Raw genomic sequence first — 18,404 nt, 5'->3', positions numbered from 1 at the left:
GGTGGTCTATCTTGCACTTAACGTCAGTGTAAGCAGGCTCAGTGGCACGACAAGACCCCTTTTGGATTGGGCTAAATTCAGATAACAGTTCCGAACAGAGCCCGGATGATTACGAGATACGAGCAGATGCAGCCGGCTCTTTATCATGGCGCTTGCCCATAGCCTGCGCTCTATGCCTTCATGCATTATTGTTTTGGTTGATGAGTCAGCAGAGCTGGTTGCAGCCAGAGCAGGATGGTCCTGTAGCGATAGCTATAGAAGCTTATTTTTATCAGGCTCCCAGCCCGAGCGTCATTGAGATTGAGGCACTGACTGCTTTGCCTGAGCCTGAAGAGCCAGACAAACCGCTTGCCGAGCGCATAACCAAGCACATGGCGGAGATCGGGGTGGCAGAAACTCAGGTGGCGTTGGAGCAGGCCAGGGCGCCAGAACGAGCGGACCGGATGGCGGAAATGGCAGCAGAACAAGCTCACGAATCCGAAAGCCTGGCTGAGCTAACCAGCCGTGGCTCTGGTACTCACACCGGCACTTTGCTGGAACGCTCCCGTCAGTATCTGCAGCCAGAGCAAGATCTGGCCCTGCAGCATCAAGCCCGGCAGCAGCAACAGCACTCAGAACCAAAAATCACCGTGGCACCGCGTTTTCAGGAAATACCCAGAGATCCGGCCCGGCAGGTGGTTGCTCAATTGGATGATGGGCTACAAATCATTCGTACCAGGGATGGTTGCCGTCTGGCAGACCCCAGCAAAGATGGTTTTGCAGCCTTAATGGCCGCACGACGGGTAGCCTGCGGCGATGAAGACGCTGCCGATGCTGGCCAGCAGCTGCAGCAGATTTTGCAGCGACGCTCTCGCCGTATCGAACCCTAACTTTATGATGCCTGCAGTTGTTGCTGCAACCGTTCTTTCAGAGCCCCTTCGATAGGCACCGCTTTGCCGGTTTTCTGGTCCAGGCAAACAAAAGTAATGTCTGCATCGGCAGCAATGCGGTCGCTGCCTTTTATCCGCACTTCCTGGCGCACCATGGCACTTTTACTGCCAATTTTACTGAAATGGGTACTGATTTGCAGGGTATGGCCCATGGTGGCGGCTTCGCGGTAATTGATGTTGATGTTCACAATCACCCAAGCCAGGCCCAGTTCCCGAAAGAACTCAATATCGCCATTGTCTTCGAGATAACCCCAGCGTGCTTCCTCTAAAAATTCCAGATAACGGGCATTGTTCACATGCTGGTAAATATCAAGATGATAGCCGCGAACTTTAATTTCGGTTAGGTGCGTCATAATAGGCTCATAGTCTACAAGGGATGTTTATTGTGCCATAGCCACACTGGCTAGACCAGTCTGGAGGTTTGGTTGATTAATGGTAAATAATCAGTTAAGTTGTGAGTGCCTATAAGAGGGATTTTCTTATGAAATTGATTGGTTTTATGATGTTAGGCTGCTTATTGTTAAGTGGGACTACATCAGCAGATTGGTTAAAAGCCATGCAAGCTTACGAACAACAGGATTATGCAACTGCGAACGCTGAGTTTGTAAAGTTGATACCACTGGGTAACGAAACGGCGGCTTTTAATCTGGGTGCTATGTGGTATCAAGGCGAGGGGGTAGAAGCTGACCCTGTGAAGGCCATGGCTTATTTTATGCTTGCCGATGAGCTGGGCCATGAGCAGGCCAGTGATATTTTATTGCGCCTGCAAGCACAGGCTTCGGAAGCGAGTCTGATGCAGGCCCGAACTCAGTACCGGCAATGGCTGGCTTTGGTTGAAGTTCCTGCTAAGCGTGTGTACCAATTGGAAGAGTCTCAAGAGTATCCTGAGCCAGTACGGCGTGTTAACCCCAGATACCCGCTAGAGGCAGCTCAGCGTGGTTTGTTTGGTTATGTGAATTTGCGTTTCCTGGTCGATGAGACTGGGCGAGTGCAGGTGGTGGATACGATTGATGCCTATCCAAAAAATGTATTCGAACGCTCGGCTGTGCAGGCGGTTAAGCGCTGGCGTTATCAGCCAAGTGAGCAAAAACATGTGATGCGAGTTCAGCTTAGCTACTCGCTTGAAGGTGTATCGATTAAGCCTATGCGGTTAGCAGAGATCATTGAAGAGCATCGCTTGTGGGATTATGCGGTTGCCGGCTCACCATCGCATCAACTGGTGTTGGGCACCTTGTTACGATTAGGGGAGATCCAGAGCCATAACAACCTGTCGGTTGATAAAAGCTTGCCGTTAGCGATCGGGCCTGATTTCTCCGTGTTCGAGCCTCGCAGTAGACTGCGAGCTGGTTTTGATGGCTTCTTTGGCCGGGCAACCGTTCGAGTGGATGAGTCAGGCACTATTACCGAGCAACTATCAGCCACTATTGCCGCTGAAAGTGACATCACGGATTTAGTTGGGTTGAGTCTGAGTGGTAAAGTTGAGCATGATGTTTATTACATCTACCGCACGGCAGACATGCGCAGCCGAAGGCCTAGTGTTTCTGCAACCTTTGAAGTGCCGAAGACTTTGTCGGCACGCTTCTGGTGGGAGCAGGCAGCCCGAAATGGCAATAAGGATGCGCAGCGAATGATGGCAGCGTACGATGAGCATTGGGAGGCTTATTTGTTAGCGGAGCTGGATGCGGAAGTGATGGCCTGGAAAGCAACCCGGATGATTCTCGAGGGTCAAAAAGAAGCCGGCGGTAAGCTGTTGGAGCAGGCAATTGCTGGCAATAATGCGGTTGCTAAAGCGCTAAAAAAACAGCTGTTATAAAGCGTAAATCCCCGGCTGGGGCTTTACCATTAAGGAGGCTGTGCTGCCGGCAACGAGAAGCGAACCGGTTCTGATTGCGGACGTTGATAAGGTGGTAATAGCAGATAAAAGAGAGGGCGCAGAACGCCCCGTAGTGGAGCCAACAGCGCTGACACCTGGTACGAACCAGCGTGGAAGTGAAATGGACCGCACCCTACGTCATGTACAACCAGCAGAGGAGTTGGCATCGACACATCAGGCGCAGCAAATACAACGGCATGTGCAGCCAAAAATAACCGTAGCGAAGCGCTTTCAGGAAATCCATGATGGCAGTGAGAACATACGTATCGGTAATCGCTGCCTCATCGGTGATCCGAGTATAGATGGCTTTGATGCCTGCAGTTGTTGCTGCAACCGTTCTTTCAGAGCCCCTTCGATAGGAAATGCTTTGCCGGTTTTCTGGTCCAGGCAAACAAATTGTGCCATAGCCACATTAGCTGGACCAGTTTGGCAAGAGAGTGATTGTTTTTGTCGTTAGTTGCAGCTATTATTTTAATCAATTGTTACTGGAGATTGTGTATGAAATGGATCCTTCCCTTTTGCTTGTTGTTGGTGACACAGGCTTCCTTCGCCAACAGTTGGCTGGACGCTCTTGATGCGTATCAGCAACAAGACTTTGCTAAAGCAAAGCAAGGCTTTGCTGAGCTTATTCCGTTAGCCAATGAAACTGCAGCTTACAACCTGGGTGTGATGGCATTGCATGGACAGGGCCAACCTGTCAATAAGGCCAAAGCGCTGGGTTACTTTTTTCTGGCGGCTGAGCTGGATCACCCGGGGGCTGTCAATGCCATTCAGCAAGTGTCCGACGCACTAAGCCAGGAGCAGCTGTTAGAAGCAGAGCAAATGTATACCGCATTGCAGCAACGTATTGAGTTGCCAAGACTGCGTGTCGATGCGATTACTCAACGCACTGCCGGCCCAGAGCCGGTTCACCGGCCAGCTCCTAAGTATCCAGCAGATGCCGCACGCAAAGGCCAGTTTGGTTACGTCATGCTGCGCTTTTTGATTGACGAGGAATGAAAGGTTCAGACCATTGATACATTGGATGCCTTCCCGCAAGGAGTTTTTGAGCGCACGGCGACACGTGCCGTCAGGCGTTGGCAGTATGAGGCTACGGGTGAAAAGCATATCGTGCGCGTCCGTATGGATTTCACATTGGACGCTGACTTGAATTTGCAACGCGTGCATGCACTCTTGCATAACGATAAGCTTTGGGATTTTGCCAATGCCGGCTCACCTCGACATCAAGAAGTGCTTGGTACCCTGTTCGAGCTTGTTGCTATGGGCTCAAATAAAAGCTGGCAGGTAAGGCATGAACTGAGTGAGCAGGATATGGAGCCTGATCTGAGTCTGTTCCGGGATCGGCCTCGTTTGTCTGCATCGCTGGATGGTTTTGTAGGGCTGGCGCATATCGAGTTGGCATCCGGGGGGCGTATTACTCAGGTTGATTATCTGCGTGAGAGCTCTAACTGGGATGAAGAACAGCTGTTGGCGGCAACCATTAATACTGTAGCCGCACCCGGCCGTTACCGTATTCTGAGTAGTCAGAACAACCGTGGTCGTTATCAATTATCTATCCAGCCAATCCAAGAGCTACCAGCCAATATGACAGCGAGGTATTGGTGGGATATGGCTGCCCGCAATGGTGATCACAGGGCACAGCAAATTATGGCTGCGTTTGATCAACGTTGGGAGCAGTATCTGATTGCACAGCAAGATCCTGATGTCCTGGCCTGGAGTAGTACTCAGCGGATCTTAGACGGTGATAAAGCAATGGGCTTGGCTATGTTGGAGCAGGCGATTGCCCAAAATCATCCCATCGCCAAAGCGCTGAAAAAGCAATTGCTGTAATTTGGTAAAGCCCCGGCTGGGGCTTTACCATTTAAATATAAGCAAAGGCATCGGCGAACATCTGCTCACGATGCGCGCCTTGCTTTAAGAAAGCATCGCGGGCCACCCCGACCATAGGGAAAGGGCCGGCGATGTAGATATCGTAAGCATCCAGCGAAACAAAATCATTCAGTACCGCTTCGTGCACCAGGCCAGTTCGTCCCTGCCATCCACTGTTTGCCTCCTGCACCACCGGAATAAAGCGAAAACTACGGTGGCTGTTGGCCCATTGCTGCAACGCATCCAGCAGGTACAAACTGCTTTGCTGTCGCACGCCCCAATACAAAAATACCGGCCGGTTTTGTGGCTGCTGTTGCAGTGCTTTGGCAATGCTGTAGACATAGGAAAAGCCGGTACCGCCTGCCAGCAGAAGCACCGGATTGTCGCTCGGTCGCAGATGTGCCTGGCCGAGGCCAGCTTCAACCGTCACCGGTTGTTTGGCATCCATTTGCTGTTGTAGATAGTTCAGCGCCTGACTGCTGTAATCATCGGCCTTTGAAGCGCCAATGTGCAGCTCAAGTTGCTTGCCATTTGGCAAACATGCCAGTGAAAATGGGCGTTTGTCCTGCTCGGTTAAGCACAGTTGCAGGTATTGGCCGGGTAAAAAATTGACTGCTTGCTGCGGGCTAAGCAGCACCCGCTGGACAAAGGGTGTCAGGGGGGTGATGGCATCTACGTTGCACAGGGTTTGAATCATGCTGGTCTCTTTAGGCTTGTATAAATGGGTGCTGCAGTACCAGATCCGTTAACGGATAGGCTAAACAACCATAGGTAAAATTTTGCGCTTTGTCGATATCGGTCACTGGCGAGGGCGGGTCATAACGCACTTCACCACTTTGCAACCGGCAAACACAGCTGGTGCAAACACCCTGGCGGCAACGATGTGGAAAGTCGATGCCATGGCGCAGTGCCGCCTGCAGAATGGTTTCGCCGGCTTCGGCCTCAAAAGTGAGGCCGGCCGGCTGAATGCAGATGCGAAATGCCGTCATGGCTGCTCGGGCAACTCAATGCCAAGGCTGGGCCAAAGTGCATCAACCCGATCTTTGACTGCAGGGTCCATCACGATGGGCTCTCCCCACTCACGATCGGTTTCACCTGGCCATTTGTTGGTGGCATCCATACCCATTTTGGAACCAAGGCCAGACACTGGCGAAGCAAAGTCCAGGTAATCAATGGGAGTGTTCTCTACCAGCGTGGTATCGCGGGCCGGATCCATCCGGGTGGTGATGGCCCAGATCACATCTTTCCAGTCGCGGGCATTGATGTCGTCGTCGCAGACAATAACGAACTTGGTGTACATAAATTGCCGCAAGAAGGACCAAACCCCCATCATCACCCGCTTGGCATGGCCAGGGTACTGCTTTTTCATCGTCACTACCGCCAGGCGGTAGGAGCAGCCCTCAGGCGGCAGATAGAAATCGACAATCTCCGGAAACTGCTTTTGCAAAATAGGCACAAAGACTTCATTTAACGCGACGCCCAGAATGGCAGGTTCATCCGGTGGCCGGCCAGTGTAAGTGCTGTGGTAAATGGGGTTTTCCCGATGGGTGATATGGGTGACGGTAAAGACCGGAAAATCATCCACTTCGTTGTAATAACCGGTGTGATCGCCATAAGGCCCTTCTGGCGCCATTTCACCCGCTTCAATGTAACCTTCCAGCACAAACTCGGCACTGGCCGGCACCTGCAGTTCATTGCTGATGCATTGGACCACTTCGGTGTTGTCCCCACGCAACAAACCAGCAAAGCCATACTCGGACAAGGTATCCGGCACAGGCGTCACGGCACCTAAAATGGTGGCAGGGTCTGCACCGAGCGCCACCGCGACCGGGAAGCGCTCGCCAGGATGGGCCTTTTGCCACTCAAAAAAGTCCAGTGCACCACCTCGATGGGATAACCAACGCATAATGACTTTGTTTTTACCGAGCAGTTGCTGGCGATAAATACCCAGATTCTGCCGCTCTTTGTGCGGGCCCTTGGTGACGGTGAGGCCCCAGGTGATCAGCGGAGCCGCATCGCCTGGCCAGCAGGTCATAATGGGCAGCTTGGTTAAATCGACGTCATCGCCGGACAAAACCACCTGTTGGCAAGCGGCCTTACGCACTTTTTTCGGCGACATATTCAGCACTTGCTTGAAAATCGGCAGTTTGCTAAAGGCATCTTTTAAGCCTTTCGGTGGTTCTGGCTCTTTTAAAAACGCCAGCAACTTGCCCACTTCACGTAGCGCGCTGACCTCTTCTTGCCCCATGCCAAGTGCGACCCGCTCTGGGGTACCAAATAAATTGGCCAGCACCGGGATGTTTGAGCCTTTCGGTTTCTCAAACAGCAAGGCCGGGCCACCGGCCCGCAGAGTACGGTCAGCGATTTCGGTCATTTCCAGCACAGGGTCGACTTCCACGGCAATACGCTTTAATTGGCCGCGCTGTTCCAGTTGCTGGATAAAATCTCGCAGATCTTTGTATTTCATCGGGTTTGCTCACTGCAAAACGTCAACATACGGGGCCTTTCTTTAGCAGGATCAGCCATCGTTTAAGGAGGCCAGTATACATGGAGTCTGCATTTCTGTCAGTTTAGACGGCTACAAAGTCCCTGGTATAGCAAGCATGAAGGTGCTGACCTGGCTGTTTCGAATGGCATTGGATCTGCCAGAACCCCACTAAAATCGGTTGAACTAGGCTCGTAATTACTGTAATTGGCTGAAATCTGTGGCTATACTGAGAAGAAATGGGTTGGTAGAAGGTTGCGCATGGATTTTCCTGCCAGTATTAAACAGCAGACGTGTAAAGATTGCTTGAGTGGTCAGGACTTAGGTTTTGAGATCAAAATGGCGTTTCAGCCCATCATTGATTGGCAGCAGCAGTCGATTTTTGCCTATGAAGCTTTGGTAAGAGGCCCGCAAGGACAGGGTGCTGGCTGGGTGTTTGAGCGGATCAACAAAAACAATCGCTACTACTTTGATCAGGCCTGCCGGGTCAAAGCCATTGAAACGGCAGCTCGCCTGGGTTGCAGCACCTATTTAAACATCAACTTTATGCCCAATGCAGTCTATAACCCTGAAACCTGTATTCAAGCCACATTGGAAGCCAGCGAGCTGTATGGTTTTTGCAAGGATCATATTATTTTTGAGGTAATTGAAACCGAAGAAATTCCGGACAAAGGCCACTTAACCCGGATTTTTCAAAGCTATGCCAAACATGGATTCTTAACGGCTATTGATGATTATGGTTCCGGCTATGCCAACCTGGAGTGGTTGCAGACTTTAAAACCAAATATTCTAAAGCTGGATATGGCGCTGATCCGCGATATTGACCAAAGCCCGGCAAAACAAGCCATCGTACTGGATACCATCGCGCAGTGTGAGTTGCAGGGGGCGAAAGTCTTGGCCGAAGGCATTGAAAGTGCCGCTGAGCTCGCCTGGCTGGTATCGGCTGGTGTCCGTTACCTGCAAGGCTATTACTTTGCCCGGCCAGCGCTAGAGACCTTAACTCCGCTGTCGGAAATTCATGGCCTGACACAATAAACGGACCTGAATGGATAAAAATAAAGGCGCCAGATGGCGCCTTTGGTTTATAGCCAGCGATGACTTAAAAGTCATAGCTGATACGGGCATACAGCATCCGGCCGGAACGACCAAAGGGTGAGTAGTTGGAAAACGAGGTCGCACCTGTGGTATTCAGGTTGATCGGGAAGGCATCCGGATAGGTGTCGAACAGGTTATCGACACCAAAGGCAATCCGCATGCTGTCGGTCATCTGGTAACGGCCTTCCAAATCCACCAGCACTTTCGGGCTTAAGATAAAGTCATTGGCTGGGTTCGGGCTAGGAGCCAGCACCTCACCATAACGGGTGGCTTTCAGGGTGGCACCAAAGCGATCATGGCTCCAGTTGACAATGGCGCCAAGCTTGTCTTTTGGGTTGCCTTTTTCAAAGGTCAGCACATTGACCCGGCCAAAGAGCGTTGGTGCCGGGTCCAGTGCGGCCAGCTCTGCTGTTTCCGGCACCTTGGTGACCTTGGTTTTGTTGTAGTTTCCTACCAGAGTAAAGTCAAAGTTACCCATGGTATCAGTTATGGTGGACCAATTAACGACCACATCGACGCCCTGCGTTTCCGTATCTACACCATTGATAAAGAAGCGGCCTCCACCGATACTGACAAAGCCTTGTGACTCAAGGTACTCACGGACATTCGCTTGCGTCAGGTTTTCTGAAAGGACAATGCGATCATCAATATCAATGCGGTAGGCATCAACGGTGATGGTCACCGCATCAAAGCGCATCACAGCGCCCAGCGAGAAGTTGATGGATTTTTCCGCATCAAGTTCACGGGCTCCTAATGCTATCGCCACCGGATCATTGACCGGAAAGGTCGTGATATCAAAAGGAATACCACCGATAAAGTTGGTGGAAGTAGCCGTGAAGTTTTGCTGTTGCAAGGACGGGGCTCTAAAGCCATTTTGCACCGAACCACGAACAGCAAAACTATCGGTAAAGTCATAGCGGGTAGCAAACTTACCGGATAAATTGCTGCCAAAATCGGAATAGCGCTCGGCCCGGATGGCAGCGGATGCCAGCCAGTCATCGGTAATATTGGCTTCTAAATCGAGGTAAGCTCCGACAGCAGTACGGCTTTCATCTACCTCATTGGAAGGCCGGAAACCTGGGAACACCTGAGAGCCAGAGGCTGTCGGGTTGCCATTAGGTAGCAAGACACCGCCATTGCGGTAGGAGTCGGGCTCACCGGCAAAGATGGAGTAGCCTTCCCGCCGGGCTTCGAGGCCGAGTGCCAGGTTCAGTGCGGAAGCCAGCCCATCGACATCAATGGCTTTGACGCCCGATAAGTTATACACCCATTGATTGTACTTGTAGCCACCGGCATCAAAGGAGGTTTTACTGGCCGGGCCTAACGAGCGGTTTAAGGTGTTTTCAATGGTAAAAGCCATTTTATTGGAGCCGTAAACCAAAGACGTATCCAACTGCCATTCACCCCAGTCCCACTCGTAGCCAAAGGCGGCACTGAAATCATCTACATCCGGTGAAATCAGCGGTAAAAAACCGTCCGGGTAGATTTCGGGAACGTTTCTGGCGTCATTGGCCGGGCGGTAAAAGCCAGCCGAGGTGGCCTGGCGGTTTTGGTAGCTGGCCCAGCCATACAACTTGCCGTTGTCTGTGGTGATGCCGGCATTGGCAAATAAGGTCCACTGCTCCATTTCCGGCTCACCGTACCAGGCACTAAAGCGCTGGAAGGTCTGCTCTCGTGGATCGAAGCTACCATCGGATAATAGCGGGTATTGTTGACGGTAATCCCAGCCACCACGCTCGGTACGCTCCTGATCTTTGTATTCAGCAGAGATAGTTAAAAAGCCGTTGTCGCCAAGCTCAAAGCCTTTCCAGCCAGACAGCGTAATGGTTTCGCCATCGTTGCGGCTGCGTTTAATTTCGCTGGGTGCGCTCCAGGTGGCGCCCGCCGGCGGTGGCGTGGTAGGGGTGGTATAACTGGTATCCCGGTAGCTGTAACCCAGGGTGACTGAGCCACCATCGGATGCTTCCCGCAGCCTTACGTTCATCACGCCGGCAATGGCATCGGAGCCATACTGCGCCGAAGCACCATCGCGCAACACCTCAATGGCGCTAATAGCTCCCATCGGGATGGTATTCAAATCTACTGCTGAGGCACCGCGGCCAACGGTGCCGTTAACATTGACCAAGGCCGCAGCATGACGCCGCTTCGAGTTCACCAGTACCAGCGATTGATCTGGCGACAAACCACGCAGTGTGGCAGGCCGAATGGTATCGGTACCGTCGGCCAGGCCAGGACGGGGGAAGTTAAAAGATGGCAAAGCGACCGATAGGGCCTGATTTAATTCAGTGGTACCGGAGCGCTCCAGTACATCGGATCGGACCAGATCGACCGGCACGGCAGTATCGGAAATGGTCCGGCCGGCAACCCTGGTACCTGTGACAACGATGGTTTCAACTTTGTCTGCGCCGGTATCATCATCGGCAAGCAGAAGGGGGGATACCAGCAATGACGACATCGCCAGTGCCAGCGGGGTTAATTGAAAATGACGCATACAGTTTCTCCTAATGGATGTCGAGTTTCTTGTTATCTGCTCTATCCTTGGTGGTATTTTAATTGTGATAGTGATGGCCTTTACGGCTTCTTAATCAGCAACGACCTACTGCATTGTCGTATTTCTGGTACGTCTCAAAGTAAAGCATAGACCATAAGCGCATGATTTACCGTCCAACTATGGTCGAACAGGTGATCTGGTCTGGTAAAAGCAGTACCATGACAACACTATCGCTTCCAGGGAGTTGTGGCATGAAACAAAATACCAAATTGATCCAGGCCGGACGCGGCAAAGAGTGGACCGGTCAGGCGGTCAATCCGCCGGTGGTGCGCGCCTCAACCATCACCTTTGATACCATGGCCGAACTGGCCCACGCCAGCCAACGCAAAGGCGATAGAGTACCTTATTATGGTCGTCGCGGTACTGCCACGCACTTTGCCTTTCAAGAAGCCATTTGTGAGCTGGAAGGTGGTGCTGGCTGCGCGCTGTATCCTTGTGGTGCCGCCGCAGTGAGTGGTGCCTTGTTGTCATTTCTGCAGCAAGGCGATCACCTGTTGATGGTGGATTCGGTGTACGAACCCACCCGGGCGCTGTGTGAGAAAATACTGCGGCCTATGGGGGTAGAAACCGAGTATTACGATCCGATGATCGGCGCTGGTATTGAAGCTCTGCTCCGGCCGAACACCAAAGCGATTTTTCTGGAGTCTCCCGGCTCACTGACCATGGAAGTGCAGGATGTGCCAACGATATGCAACATAGCACGAGCCCACGGCGTGATCACCCTGTTGGATAACACCTGGGCGTCGCCCATTCTGTGCCGCCCTTTTGAGCTTGGGGTGGATATTTCTATTCAGGCGGCCACCAAATACATTGTCGGTCATTCCGATGTGATGTTGGGTACGGCCAGTGCCAACGAAAAGTACTGGCCGCAACTGCGTGAGCACAGCTACATTCTGGGTTATTGCGCCTCGGCCGACGATGTCTATCAAGCCAGTCGTGGCTTGCGTACCTTAGGCGTTCGGCTGGCGCAGCATCAGCAGAATGCGCTGAAAATTGCGCACTGGATAGCGCAGCGGCCGGAAGTTGAAACTGTCCGTCACCCGGCCTTTGCCAGCAATCCGGGGCACGATTACTTTGTACGTGATTTTTCCGGCAGTAATGGTTTGTTTTCCTTTGTACTCAAGCAAGGCGGAGCCAAGGCGGTAGCAGCTTTTGTTGAAGGTATGCAGTACTTCAAAATGGGCTTTTCCTGGGGCGGTTATGAAAGCCTGATTTCGCCAACCCTACAGGTCCAAAAACTGCGTACTGCCAGCCAATGGCCTTACAGCGGGCCTTTGATCCGGTTGCATATTGGCCTGGAAGATCCCGAGGATTTGATGGCCGATCTGGAGCAGGCCTTTAGTCGTTATCAAGCGGCGCTCTAAGCTTCCTTGCGATTAAGTGATGATGGTGAAAACATCATCACTTTGTATAGTTATTCTGCTAAAGCTGCATAACAATTCACCGAACAAACCTTGCTGCGTCTTTAGTGCTGGATCTGACGCCACCTTTCCCTACAATGCGCCCCAATTTTGGGTAAATCATCCTTGTCCTTCATCGGGCAAGGTCTTTTAACCACTGAAAGACCTTAAGGTCGCATTTTTTCAGGGAGAACCTATGTCTCATATCTATTCTACCAGCCGGCTATGCCGTGCTGTTCAGCTTGGTTTGCTTGGCAGCAGCGCGATGATCATGACGGTGCAGGCCGATGTCTTAGCATTGAACGAAACGGCCGCCCCAGAGCGTATTCAGGTAACGGGGTCACGTATCTTGCGTGAAGGTGCTGTGGCACCATCACCGGTTACCGTGATCAGCGGCAGGGAGCTGATAGAAACCGGTGCTATGAACATAGGCGAAGTCCTGAATGTATTGCCCTCGCTAGCGGCTACTTACTCGTTGGCAAACTCTGGCAGATTTATTGGGACAGCCGGTCTGAGCTTACTGGATTTACGCGGCATGGGTTCATCCCGCACTTTGGTGCTGGTGGATGGTAAGCGCCATGTATCCAGCAGTGCTGGCTCCGCTGCCGTGGATACCAATGCCATTCCTACGGCCTGGATTGAGTCGGTTGAAATCATCACCGGTGGTGCTTCTGCTGTTTATGGTGCCGATGCGGTAACCGGGGTGGTCAACTTTAAATTAAAGCGCAACATCGAAGGTTTTGATGTGCATGCCTTGCTGGGAACTGCGGAAGACAACCCCTACCGTAATCACAAACTAACCGGCTCTTTTGGCACGAACTTCGCTCAGGATCGAGGAAACTTTGCAATTTCGGCCGAAGTTTCCGGCCAACGCGGTATGAACGCGACCCAGCGTCGTCAGACCCGAACCTCCTATATGGCGGTGCGTAACCCGGACGATGGCGATTATCGCGATGCAGACGGTAATTGGGTGCATGATGGCATTCCGGATTCCATCACAGTTGCCAATGCGGGCTGGTATGACAGCTCAACCGCAGGTAACTTTTATCTGATTTCTGAGACGGGCAGCGTCGACTGGTTTATTTTTAATCCGGATGGTAGCGTCCGGCCGCAGGATCTCGGTACCACCTACGGCCAGTGGGGCCGTTGCTCTGATTGTGAGTTCCTGGACTTGCGTCGTTACACCGATCTGCAACCGGCCTTCAATCGCTTTAATGTGAATAGCAAAATCAACTTTGAACTGACGCCGGATACCCTGATTTATGCGGAAGCCAAGTTTGTCCGCAGCAAAGGCGACAGTGAGGGCCAGCCTTCCTTTTTTGAGTATGGCAGTGCCTTGATGGTCGGTCGCGATAACGCCTACCTGGACTCAAGCCTGGTTCAGCTGATGGATAGCTACGGCATCAATGAAATCGAGGTGCACCGTTTTCAGGAGGATGCCGGTCGTCGCCTGGAAAACAATACCCGTACCACGTCCCGCTTTGTTGCCGGCATTGAGGGTAGCCTTGGGCTGGACTGGAACTATGAGCTGTATGGCGTTTTTGGTGAAACCAAGCTGGAACAGATCAATCGCAACAATCTGATCCGCACCAACTTTGCCCAATCCATCGATGCCATCCTGGTGAACGATGAGATTGTCTGTCGGGATGAGCTGGCGCGGGCCAATGGTTGTGTGCCAACCAGTATCTTTGGCGATAATGCCATCAATGCAGAGGCGCGCAACTGGTTTAACACCAACTCGTACAGCAACAGCACCATCCGTCAGACGGTGTTTAGTGGCCATCTGAACAACAGTGGTTTGTTTGAGTTACCGGCGGGCTATGTGGGCGTTTCCATGGGCGCAGAATACCGCAAGGAAGAAAGTGAAAGTGTACCGGACAGCTTTGCTGCTACCGGTGCAACCTTTCTGAACTCACTGCAGTATGAAAAAGGCAGCTTTGAAGTGAACGAGGTGTTTGCCGAAGTCTCTATTCCTTTACTGGCCGATTTGCCACTGATCCAGGATTTGGTGTTTGATGCCGCTGTCCGTTACGCTGATTACAGCACCATAGGCAGCGCAGTGAGCTGGAAGACTGGCCTGGACTGGCATCTGAACTCGCAATTACGGGCCCGGGCTACTTATTCAGAAGCACTGCGCGCGCCAAACATTGGCGAGTTGTACGGACCACAAAACCAAACCTTCTTCCGGGTTACCGATCCTTGCGGCGTGGATCAAGTGCAAAGCGAAACCCGTCGCGTCAATTGCCTTGCACTTGGCATTCCAGCCGATTTTGATCCGCAGGCAACGGCCTCGACCATTGAAGGTTTAAGCGGTGGCAACCCGAACTTAAAAGAAGAGAAGTCCACCAGTTATACGCTGGGTTTGGTGTATCAGCCTGATTGGCTGCCTGGTTTTAGTGTGACCATGGACTACTGGTCGATTGAGATTGACGATGCCATTTCGTCGGTATCGGCACAGAATATCCTGAACAAGTGCGTCGATGCAGAAACCGGCATCAACAATCAGTTCTGTGCCCTGATTGAGCGTAACAACCAAAATGAGCTGGTGCTGATCACCTCGATCACGCAAAACGTAGCCGCCTTGACTGCTGAAGGGGTGGATTTTGAACTGGGTTATGACTTTGATGCCATGGGCGGTCGCTTTAATACCAAGCTGATCGGTACTTACCTGGACTCCAGAAAAACCTTCTCATTCCAGGACAGTCCGGAAGAGTTTGATCAATATGCGGGTACCGTTGGGGATGCCCGCTGGCAAGCTAACCTCAGTATCAGTTACCGCTACCACGCCTGGAGTACCAGTTGGAAAACCCGCTTTATTGACAGTGCATCCTTGTATCGTCAGCAAGAGCTGGCTATTAACCCGGATCCAAGTGATATCATGAGTTACGGCAGTTATTTTGTTACCGACTTGCGCTTGGGTTACGAGTTTGCCAACGGGGTGCAGCTGGCGTTTGGCGTGGATAACCTGTTTGATCGCAGCTTGCCAGGGGTGACTACAGGCACCACGGCAACAACAGCCGCCTACCATAACATTGGTCGCTTCTATTATACCTCGGTATCTTACAGCTTCTGATGGTATTGACGTTCTGATGTGAAAGCCCGCCATTGCAGCGGGCTTTTTTAGTCGTGCTCTGCGATCTGCAATTGATTTCGGCCGGCAGCTTTGGCCTGGTACAAAGCCGAATCGGCCATCCGATAAAGTGTTTCAAAGTCATAGCAGCCTTGCTCACTTACCGCAAGGCCCATACTGGCGGTCAGTTGAAAGTTGTAGTCTTCGCTGACTTTGGTATCGGACAAAGCATGGAGCAGTACTTTACACAGTTGCCCAGCTACTTCCTCACTGGTATCCGGCATCAGCAGCAAGAATTCTTCACCACCAATGCGAGCCAGAACATCGGTATCGCGCCGTGCGTAGGTTCGCAATACCTGAGCCAGCATTTTCAGGGCGGCATCCCCAGCGGGATGGCCATAGACATCATTGACTTGTTTAAAGTGATCGACATCCAGCAGAGCCATCGCAAGCGGCTGCTGGCTTCTCTGTGCCATAGAGGCAAGCAGCTTTCCCTGCAACATAGCACTGCGGCGATTCAGCAGCCCGGTCAGGCCATCTTCAGTAGCCAGTTTGACCAGTTTCTGGTTTTGTTTGCTTAGTAAAATAAACAGAGTCAGCAGCACAAAGCCACTCACGAACATGGCCAGGCTTAACCAGGCGACGGCGCTGCTGTAGCGATAGAGTTGCCGTGTTTGATCGGCCACAATCAATTGCATGGTTCGATGCACATCGCTGGCGAAAATATCCATCTCTTCCTGGATGTATTCGACAAAATCCGTTAATCCTGTTTGCGGTAAATGTTCGGGGTGATGCTCAACCATCTGCCGCAATTGCTCGATTTGCAGCTCCAGCACTTTGAAATTGCTTTCCAGGTCAACAAAATGGCGTAGCAAACCCTGAATGGTATGCTGTCGGGCCTGCACCCTGCTCCATAATAGTTGGGCCTGTGTTGGGCTGTTGTGTTCAGATAAGGCCTGCACATAAAGAGTGACTTCCCGGTTTAGCATTTCAATCTGACGGGAGACATCCACCACGCGCATAGGTGGACGGGCTTGCAAACTCTGTTTGGTGAACCAGATCCAACCACTGACTATCATGGCAGTCAGGCTATAAGCCAACAGCAGCAGAGCTGCGCGGCGGCCTAGTCGCAGTTTGATCCATTGTTGCATTAAGGCCGGACCCGTATTTCAGTCAGGCTCCAAATCCACAAGGCCAAAGGGGCTGTACCATCCAGTACCTGCTGCGACTGATCTGGCCAAATCAGGATAAAGGGACCATTGCGCTCCAGCGGGATAGGTTCACCATCAAAGTGGCTGGCCAGTATAGGTTTGCCGTTGGTAATTTCTTGCGGGGTAAGACGGATACGGTAGTCGTTTAGGGCGCTCAGTCGAATATCCTGATACTGCTCCAAATTAAAACGCACCAACAGATCGTGCAGATAAACCCCTTGCCATAGTCCTTCAGGCCCCCAGGCAGCTTTAAAATGGGCTTGTTGCTGCGGTAGTTGCTCGAGCTCAGACAGGCTCAGCACATGCTGTTGCTCAGCAATACGAATGGTCAGTACACTGCCTTCTTTAGCGTGGCTGCTGACGCTGGTCAACAATGCCAGCACCAAACAGCTTACCAGGCCGAGGGCGGTAACTGCTCGTTTGCGGTAAGTCATGCGTTGACGGCTCCTGGCACAAACATCGGCGGTAAATAAAGTGAAACTCGCTTTGATGATCATAGCGTTGACCAGCTTTTTTTCAATGCTGCCATGCTGACAAAGCCTAACTGAACGTAAACTGACCGAACTGGGCTCACTCTTTTAACAGCTGCGGTTGCAAATGAACGTTATGGCTATGGTCACTAAGCCAGATCTGCCCTTCAGTAATGCTGCACTGCAACTCCATTTGACGCTGCACCAGTTGCAGGCAAGCCTGCAGGCCGTCTTCCGGTAATTGCCAGATGCTCAGGTTCTGGTAGCGTTGCAGTGCAGCTTGCTGTTGCTGCCACCAGACATCGGTACTGCGGCCGCCATAGCAGTACAAGTGCACTTTTTCCGCCCGGCCACAGGCTTTGCGCAGCCACTTCTCATCGGACTGGCCAAACTCCACCCAAAGCGCAATGTCACCGCTCAGGCGGCGATCCCATAGCTCTGCTACATCCTCTTCCGAGCTTAGGCCTTTGGTAAAGGTCAGGCTGTCACTCGCATTCAGCGCAAAGGCCAGAATCCGCACCATCAAACGCAAGTCCGTTTCGGATGGATGCTGCGCCAACGTCAGCTGATGATCGCCATAGTAGCCTCTGTCCATATCAGCAATATTCAGCTTTACTTTGAAGATGGTCGATTTCAGTGCCATGCCAGTCTCTGTCTCATAAAAAAGGCAGTGTAGCGGTTGCAGCCTGACGGCTCAATAAAAGTTGCAGCCCGGCAGCAAAAACGGCTATAACAGCGATACGGGCCCGTGATAATCGTGAAGGAAACATCAAATGAACGTAATGAACCTAGCTGTTGGCTGCCTATTAAGCTTGTTTATCGGCGCCACGCAGGCAAGCACTGTGGTTACTAAGCAGAATCTGCAGCGTTATATGACTATGCTGCCAGAGATGGAAGCGCTTGAAGCCCGCTTTCCGGAAGTAGACAGCAGCACCTTGGAGTTGCAATCGCATTGCAACTGGCAACGTCACTACGACACTACCCTGAGCAAGCTGGCCACCCCTGAGCATCGCCGCGCGTTGGAGCAACTGCTAAAGCAACATAACTTTACCCCGGCCGAATACACCGAGCTGAGCTTCAAATTCGCCTGGACCTCCCTGCAGATGGTGGAACCCATGATGGAAATGATGCAGCAAATGCTGGAGTACATGCCAGCCGAAGAACGCGCTGAACAAGAAGCTGAAATGCGTAATCTAAAGCAAATTACTACTTTGTTAAACCAGTGCATGACGGATGCAGAAAAAGAAACCATCACCAAATTAACCGGTGAATTGATGCAGCAGATGATGGGCATGGATGAAGAGTCCATGCAGCAGTTTGAGCAACTGTTGCAGCAAATGCAGTAAAAAAAATTTGTTGGAGCTCACTTGAAAGCTCCGCCGAAAACCTTACATAGAGTGATGACGGGGCAGGTCTCTAAGAGAGTGCCCTTAATCACAACTCGTATTGCT

16 protein-coding genes are annotated in these 18,404 nt (G+C 51.9%); 8 read left to right on the top strand and 8 right to left on the bottom strand.

All coding sequences use genetic code 11. The features are described from left to right. The first annotated feature begins 200 nt into the window (after positions 1-200). Positions 201-869 carry a hypothetical protein gene (locus tag JJU14_RS11340; protein WP_228613626.1) on the top strand — a complete coding sequence of 223 codons (669 nt, stop codon included), beginning with the start codon at positions 201-203 and terminating at the stop codon, positions 867-869. Positions 870-871: 2 nt separating this feature from the next. Here the strand turns inward: JJU14_RS11340 and JJU14_RS11335 are convergent, their stop codons facing one another. Next, positions 872-1,282, bottom strand: coding sequence for a thioesterase family protein (locus JJU14_RS11335; RefSeq protein ID WP_228613624.1), 411 nt, complete (start codon positions 1,280-1,282; stop codon positions 872-874). 128 nt (positions 1,283-1,410) lie between these two features. On the opposite strand from JJU14_RS11335, the gene JJU14_RS11330 reads away from it, so the two are divergent. The 3 genes from JJU14_RS11330 to JJU14_RS11320 all read left to right on the top strand — a co-directional run bounded on the left by JJU14_RS11330 (position 1,411) and on the right by JJU14_RS11320 (position 4,632). Then, positions 1,411-2,742 (top strand): TonB family protein, encoded by a 1,332-nt coding sequence (locus JJU14_RS11330; protein WP_228613622.1) that lies wholly within the window; start codon positions 1,411-1,413, stop codon positions 2,740-2,742. Positions 2,743-3,300: 558 nt separating this feature from the next. Next, the gene (locus JJU14_RS11325) at positions 3,301-3,801 is read left to right on the top strand and encodes a hypothetical protein (RefSeq protein ID WP_228613620.1); all 501 of its coding nucleotides are present in this window, start codon (positions 3,301-3,303) and stop codon (positions 3,799-3,801) included. Between the two features lie 147 nt (positions 3,802-3,948). Next, a complete protein-coding gene (locus JJU14_RS11320; protein WP_228613618.1) occupies positions 3,949-4,632 on the top strand; it encodes a hypothetical protein in 684 nt (227 codons plus the stop codon). Between the two features lie 31 nt (positions 4,633-4,663). Here the strand turns inward: JJU14_RS11320 and fre are convergent, their stop codons facing one another. From fre to ubiD, 3 genes are read right to left on the bottom strand one after another with little or no spacing between them, the layout of a single operon-like run. After that, positions 4,664-5,368, bottom strand: coding sequence for an NAD(P)H-flavin reductase (gene fre, locus JJU14_RS11315; protein ID WP_228613616.1), 705 nt, complete (start codon positions 5,366-5,368; stop codon positions 4,664-4,666). A gap of 10 nt (positions 5,369-5,378) precedes the next feature. Continuing rightward, on the bottom strand, positions 5,379-5,660 hold the full coding sequence (locus JJU14_RS11310; protein ID WP_228613614.1) for a 2Fe-2S iron-sulfur cluster-binding protein: 282 nt from the start codon (positions 5,658-5,660) through the stop codon (positions 5,379-5,381). Then, a complete protein-coding gene (ubiD, locus tag JJU14_RS11305; protein WP_228613612.1) occupies positions 5,657-7,138 on the bottom strand; it encodes a 4-hydroxy-3-polyprenylbenzoate decarboxylase in 1,482 nt (493 codons plus the stop codon). Before ubiD ends, JJU14_RS11310 begins: the two co-directional genes overlap by 4 nt. 279 nt (positions 7,139-7,417) lie before the next feature. On the opposite strand from ubiD, the gene JJU14_RS11300 reads away from it, so the two are divergent. Continuing rightward, complete coding sequence (locus JJU14_RS11300) at positions 7,418-8,191, top strand: EAL domain-containing protein (RefSeq protein ID WP_228613610.1); 774 nt, start codon at positions 7,418-7,420, stop codon at positions 8,189-8,191. A 64-nt stretch (positions 8,192-8,255) separates the two neighbouring features. Here JJU14_RS11300 and JJU14_RS11295 read toward each other — a convergent pair whose 3' ends face one another. Next, entirely contained in the window at positions 8,256-10,742 is a 2,487-nt protein-coding gene (locus JJU14_RS11295; RefSeq protein WP_228613608.1) for a TonB-dependent receptor, read from the bottom strand. A gap of 251 nt (positions 10,743-10,993) precedes the next feature. Between JJU14_RS11295 and JJU14_RS11290 the strand changes: the two genes are divergently transcribed. Next, positions 10,994-12,166, top strand: coding sequence for a cystathionine beta-lyase (locus JJU14_RS11290; protein WP_228613606.1), 1,173 nt, complete (start codon positions 10,994-10,996; stop codon positions 12,164-12,166). Between the two features lie 232 nt (positions 12,167-12,398). Beyond that, positions 12,399-15,275, top strand: a complete 2,877-nt coding sequence (locus JJU14_RS11285) for a TonB-dependent receptor (RefSeq protein ID WP_228613603.1) — start codon at positions 12,399-12,401, stop codon at positions 15,273-15,275. A 47-nt stretch (positions 15,276-15,322) separates the two neighbouring features. Here the strand turns inward: JJU14_RS11285 and JJU14_RS11280 are convergent, their stop codons facing one another. From JJU14_RS11280 to JJU14_RS11270, 3 genes are all read right to left on the bottom strand, one after another. Then, positions 15,323-16,423: a GGDEF domain-containing protein gene (locus JJU14_RS11280; RefSeq protein WP_228613601.1), complete on the bottom strand. Its 1,101-nt coding sequence runs from the start codon at positions 16,421-16,423 to the stop codon at positions 15,323-15,325. Further along, positions 16,423-16,917 carry a hypothetical protein gene (locus tag JJU14_RS11275; protein WP_228613599.1) on the bottom strand — a complete coding sequence of 165 codons (495 nt, stop codon included), beginning with the start codon at positions 16,915-16,917 and terminating at the stop codon, positions 16,423-16,425. Before JJU14_RS11275 ends, JJU14_RS11280 begins: the two co-directional genes overlap by 1 nt. A gap of 136 nt (positions 16,918-17,053) precedes the next feature. Next, entirely contained in the window at positions 17,054-17,596 is a 543-nt protein-coding gene (locus tag JJU14_RS11270) for a YaeQ family protein (protein WP_228613597.1), read from the bottom strand. Positions 17,597-17,726: 130 nt separating this feature from the next. Here JJU14_RS11270 and JJU14_RS11265 point away from each other — a divergent pair, with 130 nt between their 5' ends. Continuing rightward, positions 17,727-18,299, top strand: a complete 573-nt coding sequence (locus tag JJU14_RS11265) for a hypothetical protein (protein ID WP_228613595.1) — start codon at positions 17,727-17,729, stop codon at positions 18,297-18,299. Positions 18,300-18,404: the final 105 nt, after the last annotated feature.

This window comes from Alkalimonas sp. (assembly GCF_020831925.1).
In the GTDB taxonomy this organism is placed as follows: domain Bacteria; phylum Pseudomonadota; class Gammaproteobacteria; order Enterobacterales; family Alteromonadaceae; genus Alkalimonas.
Note: the sequence above shows the minus strand (reverse complement) of the source record. Positions and strands in the feature narration are given on the sequence as shown.

Excerpts from the sequence above, each read along its gene's own strand:
- JJU14_RS11300 (WP_228613610.1), top strand. The coding sequence starts at position 7,418 with ATGGATTTTCCTGCCAGTATTAAACAGCAGACGTGTAAAGATTGCTTG.
- JJU14_RS11335 (WP_228613624.1), bottom strand. The coding sequence starts at position 1,282 with ATGACGCACCTAACCGAAATTAAAGTTCGCGGCTATCATCTTGATATT.
- fre (WP_228613616.1), bottom strand. The coding sequence starts at position 5,368 with ATGATTCAAACCCTGTGCAACGTAGATGCCATCACCCCCCTGACACCC.
- JJU14_RS11285 (WP_228613603.1), top strand. The coding sequence starts at position 12,399 with ATGTCTCATATCTATTCTACCAGCCGGCTATGCCGTGCTGTTCAGCTT.
- ubiD (WP_228613612.1), bottom strand. The coding sequence starts at position 7,138 with ATGAAATACAAAGATCTGCGAGATTTTATCCAGCAACTGGAACAGCGC.
- JJU14_RS11270 (WP_228613597.1), bottom strand. The coding sequence starts at position 17,596 with ATGGCACTGAAATCGACCATCTTCAAAGTAAAGCTGAATATTGCTGAT.
- JJU14_RS11330 (WP_228613622.1), top strand. The coding sequence starts at position 1,411 with ATGAAATTGATTGGTTTTATGATGTTAGGCTGCTTATTGTTAAGTGGG.
- JJU14_RS11280 (WP_228613601.1), bottom strand. The coding sequence starts at position 16,423 with ATGCAACAATGGATCAAACTGCGACTAGGCCGCCGCGCAGCTCTGCTG.
- JJU14_RS11290 (WP_228613606.1), top strand. The coding sequence starts at position 10,994 with ATGAAACAAAATACCAAATTGATCCAGGCCGGACGCGGCAAAGAGTGG.
- JJU14_RS11340 (WP_228613626.1), top strand. The coding sequence starts at position 201 with ATGAGTCAGCAGAGCTGGTTGCAGCCAGAGCAGGATGGTCCTGTAGCG.
- JJU14_RS11295 (WP_228613608.1), bottom strand. The coding sequence starts at position 10,742 with ATGCGTCATTTTCAATTAACCCCGCTGGCACTGGCGATGTCGTCATTG.
- JJU14_RS11275 (WP_228613599.1), bottom strand. The coding sequence starts at position 16,917 with ATGACTTACCGCAAACGAGCAGTTACCGCCCTCGGCCTGGTAAGCTGT.
- JJU14_RS11310 (WP_228613614.1), bottom strand. The coding sequence starts at position 5,660 with ATGACGGCATTTCGCATCTGCATTCAGCCGGCCGGCCTCACTTTTGAG.
- JJU14_RS11265 (WP_228613595.1), top strand. The coding sequence starts at position 17,727 with ATGAACGTAATGAACCTAGCTGTTGGCTGCCTATTAAGCTTGTTTATC.
- JJU14_RS11325 (WP_228613620.1), top strand. The coding sequence starts at position 3,301 with ATGAAATGGATCCTTCCCTTTTGCTTGTTGTTGGTGACACAGGCTTCC.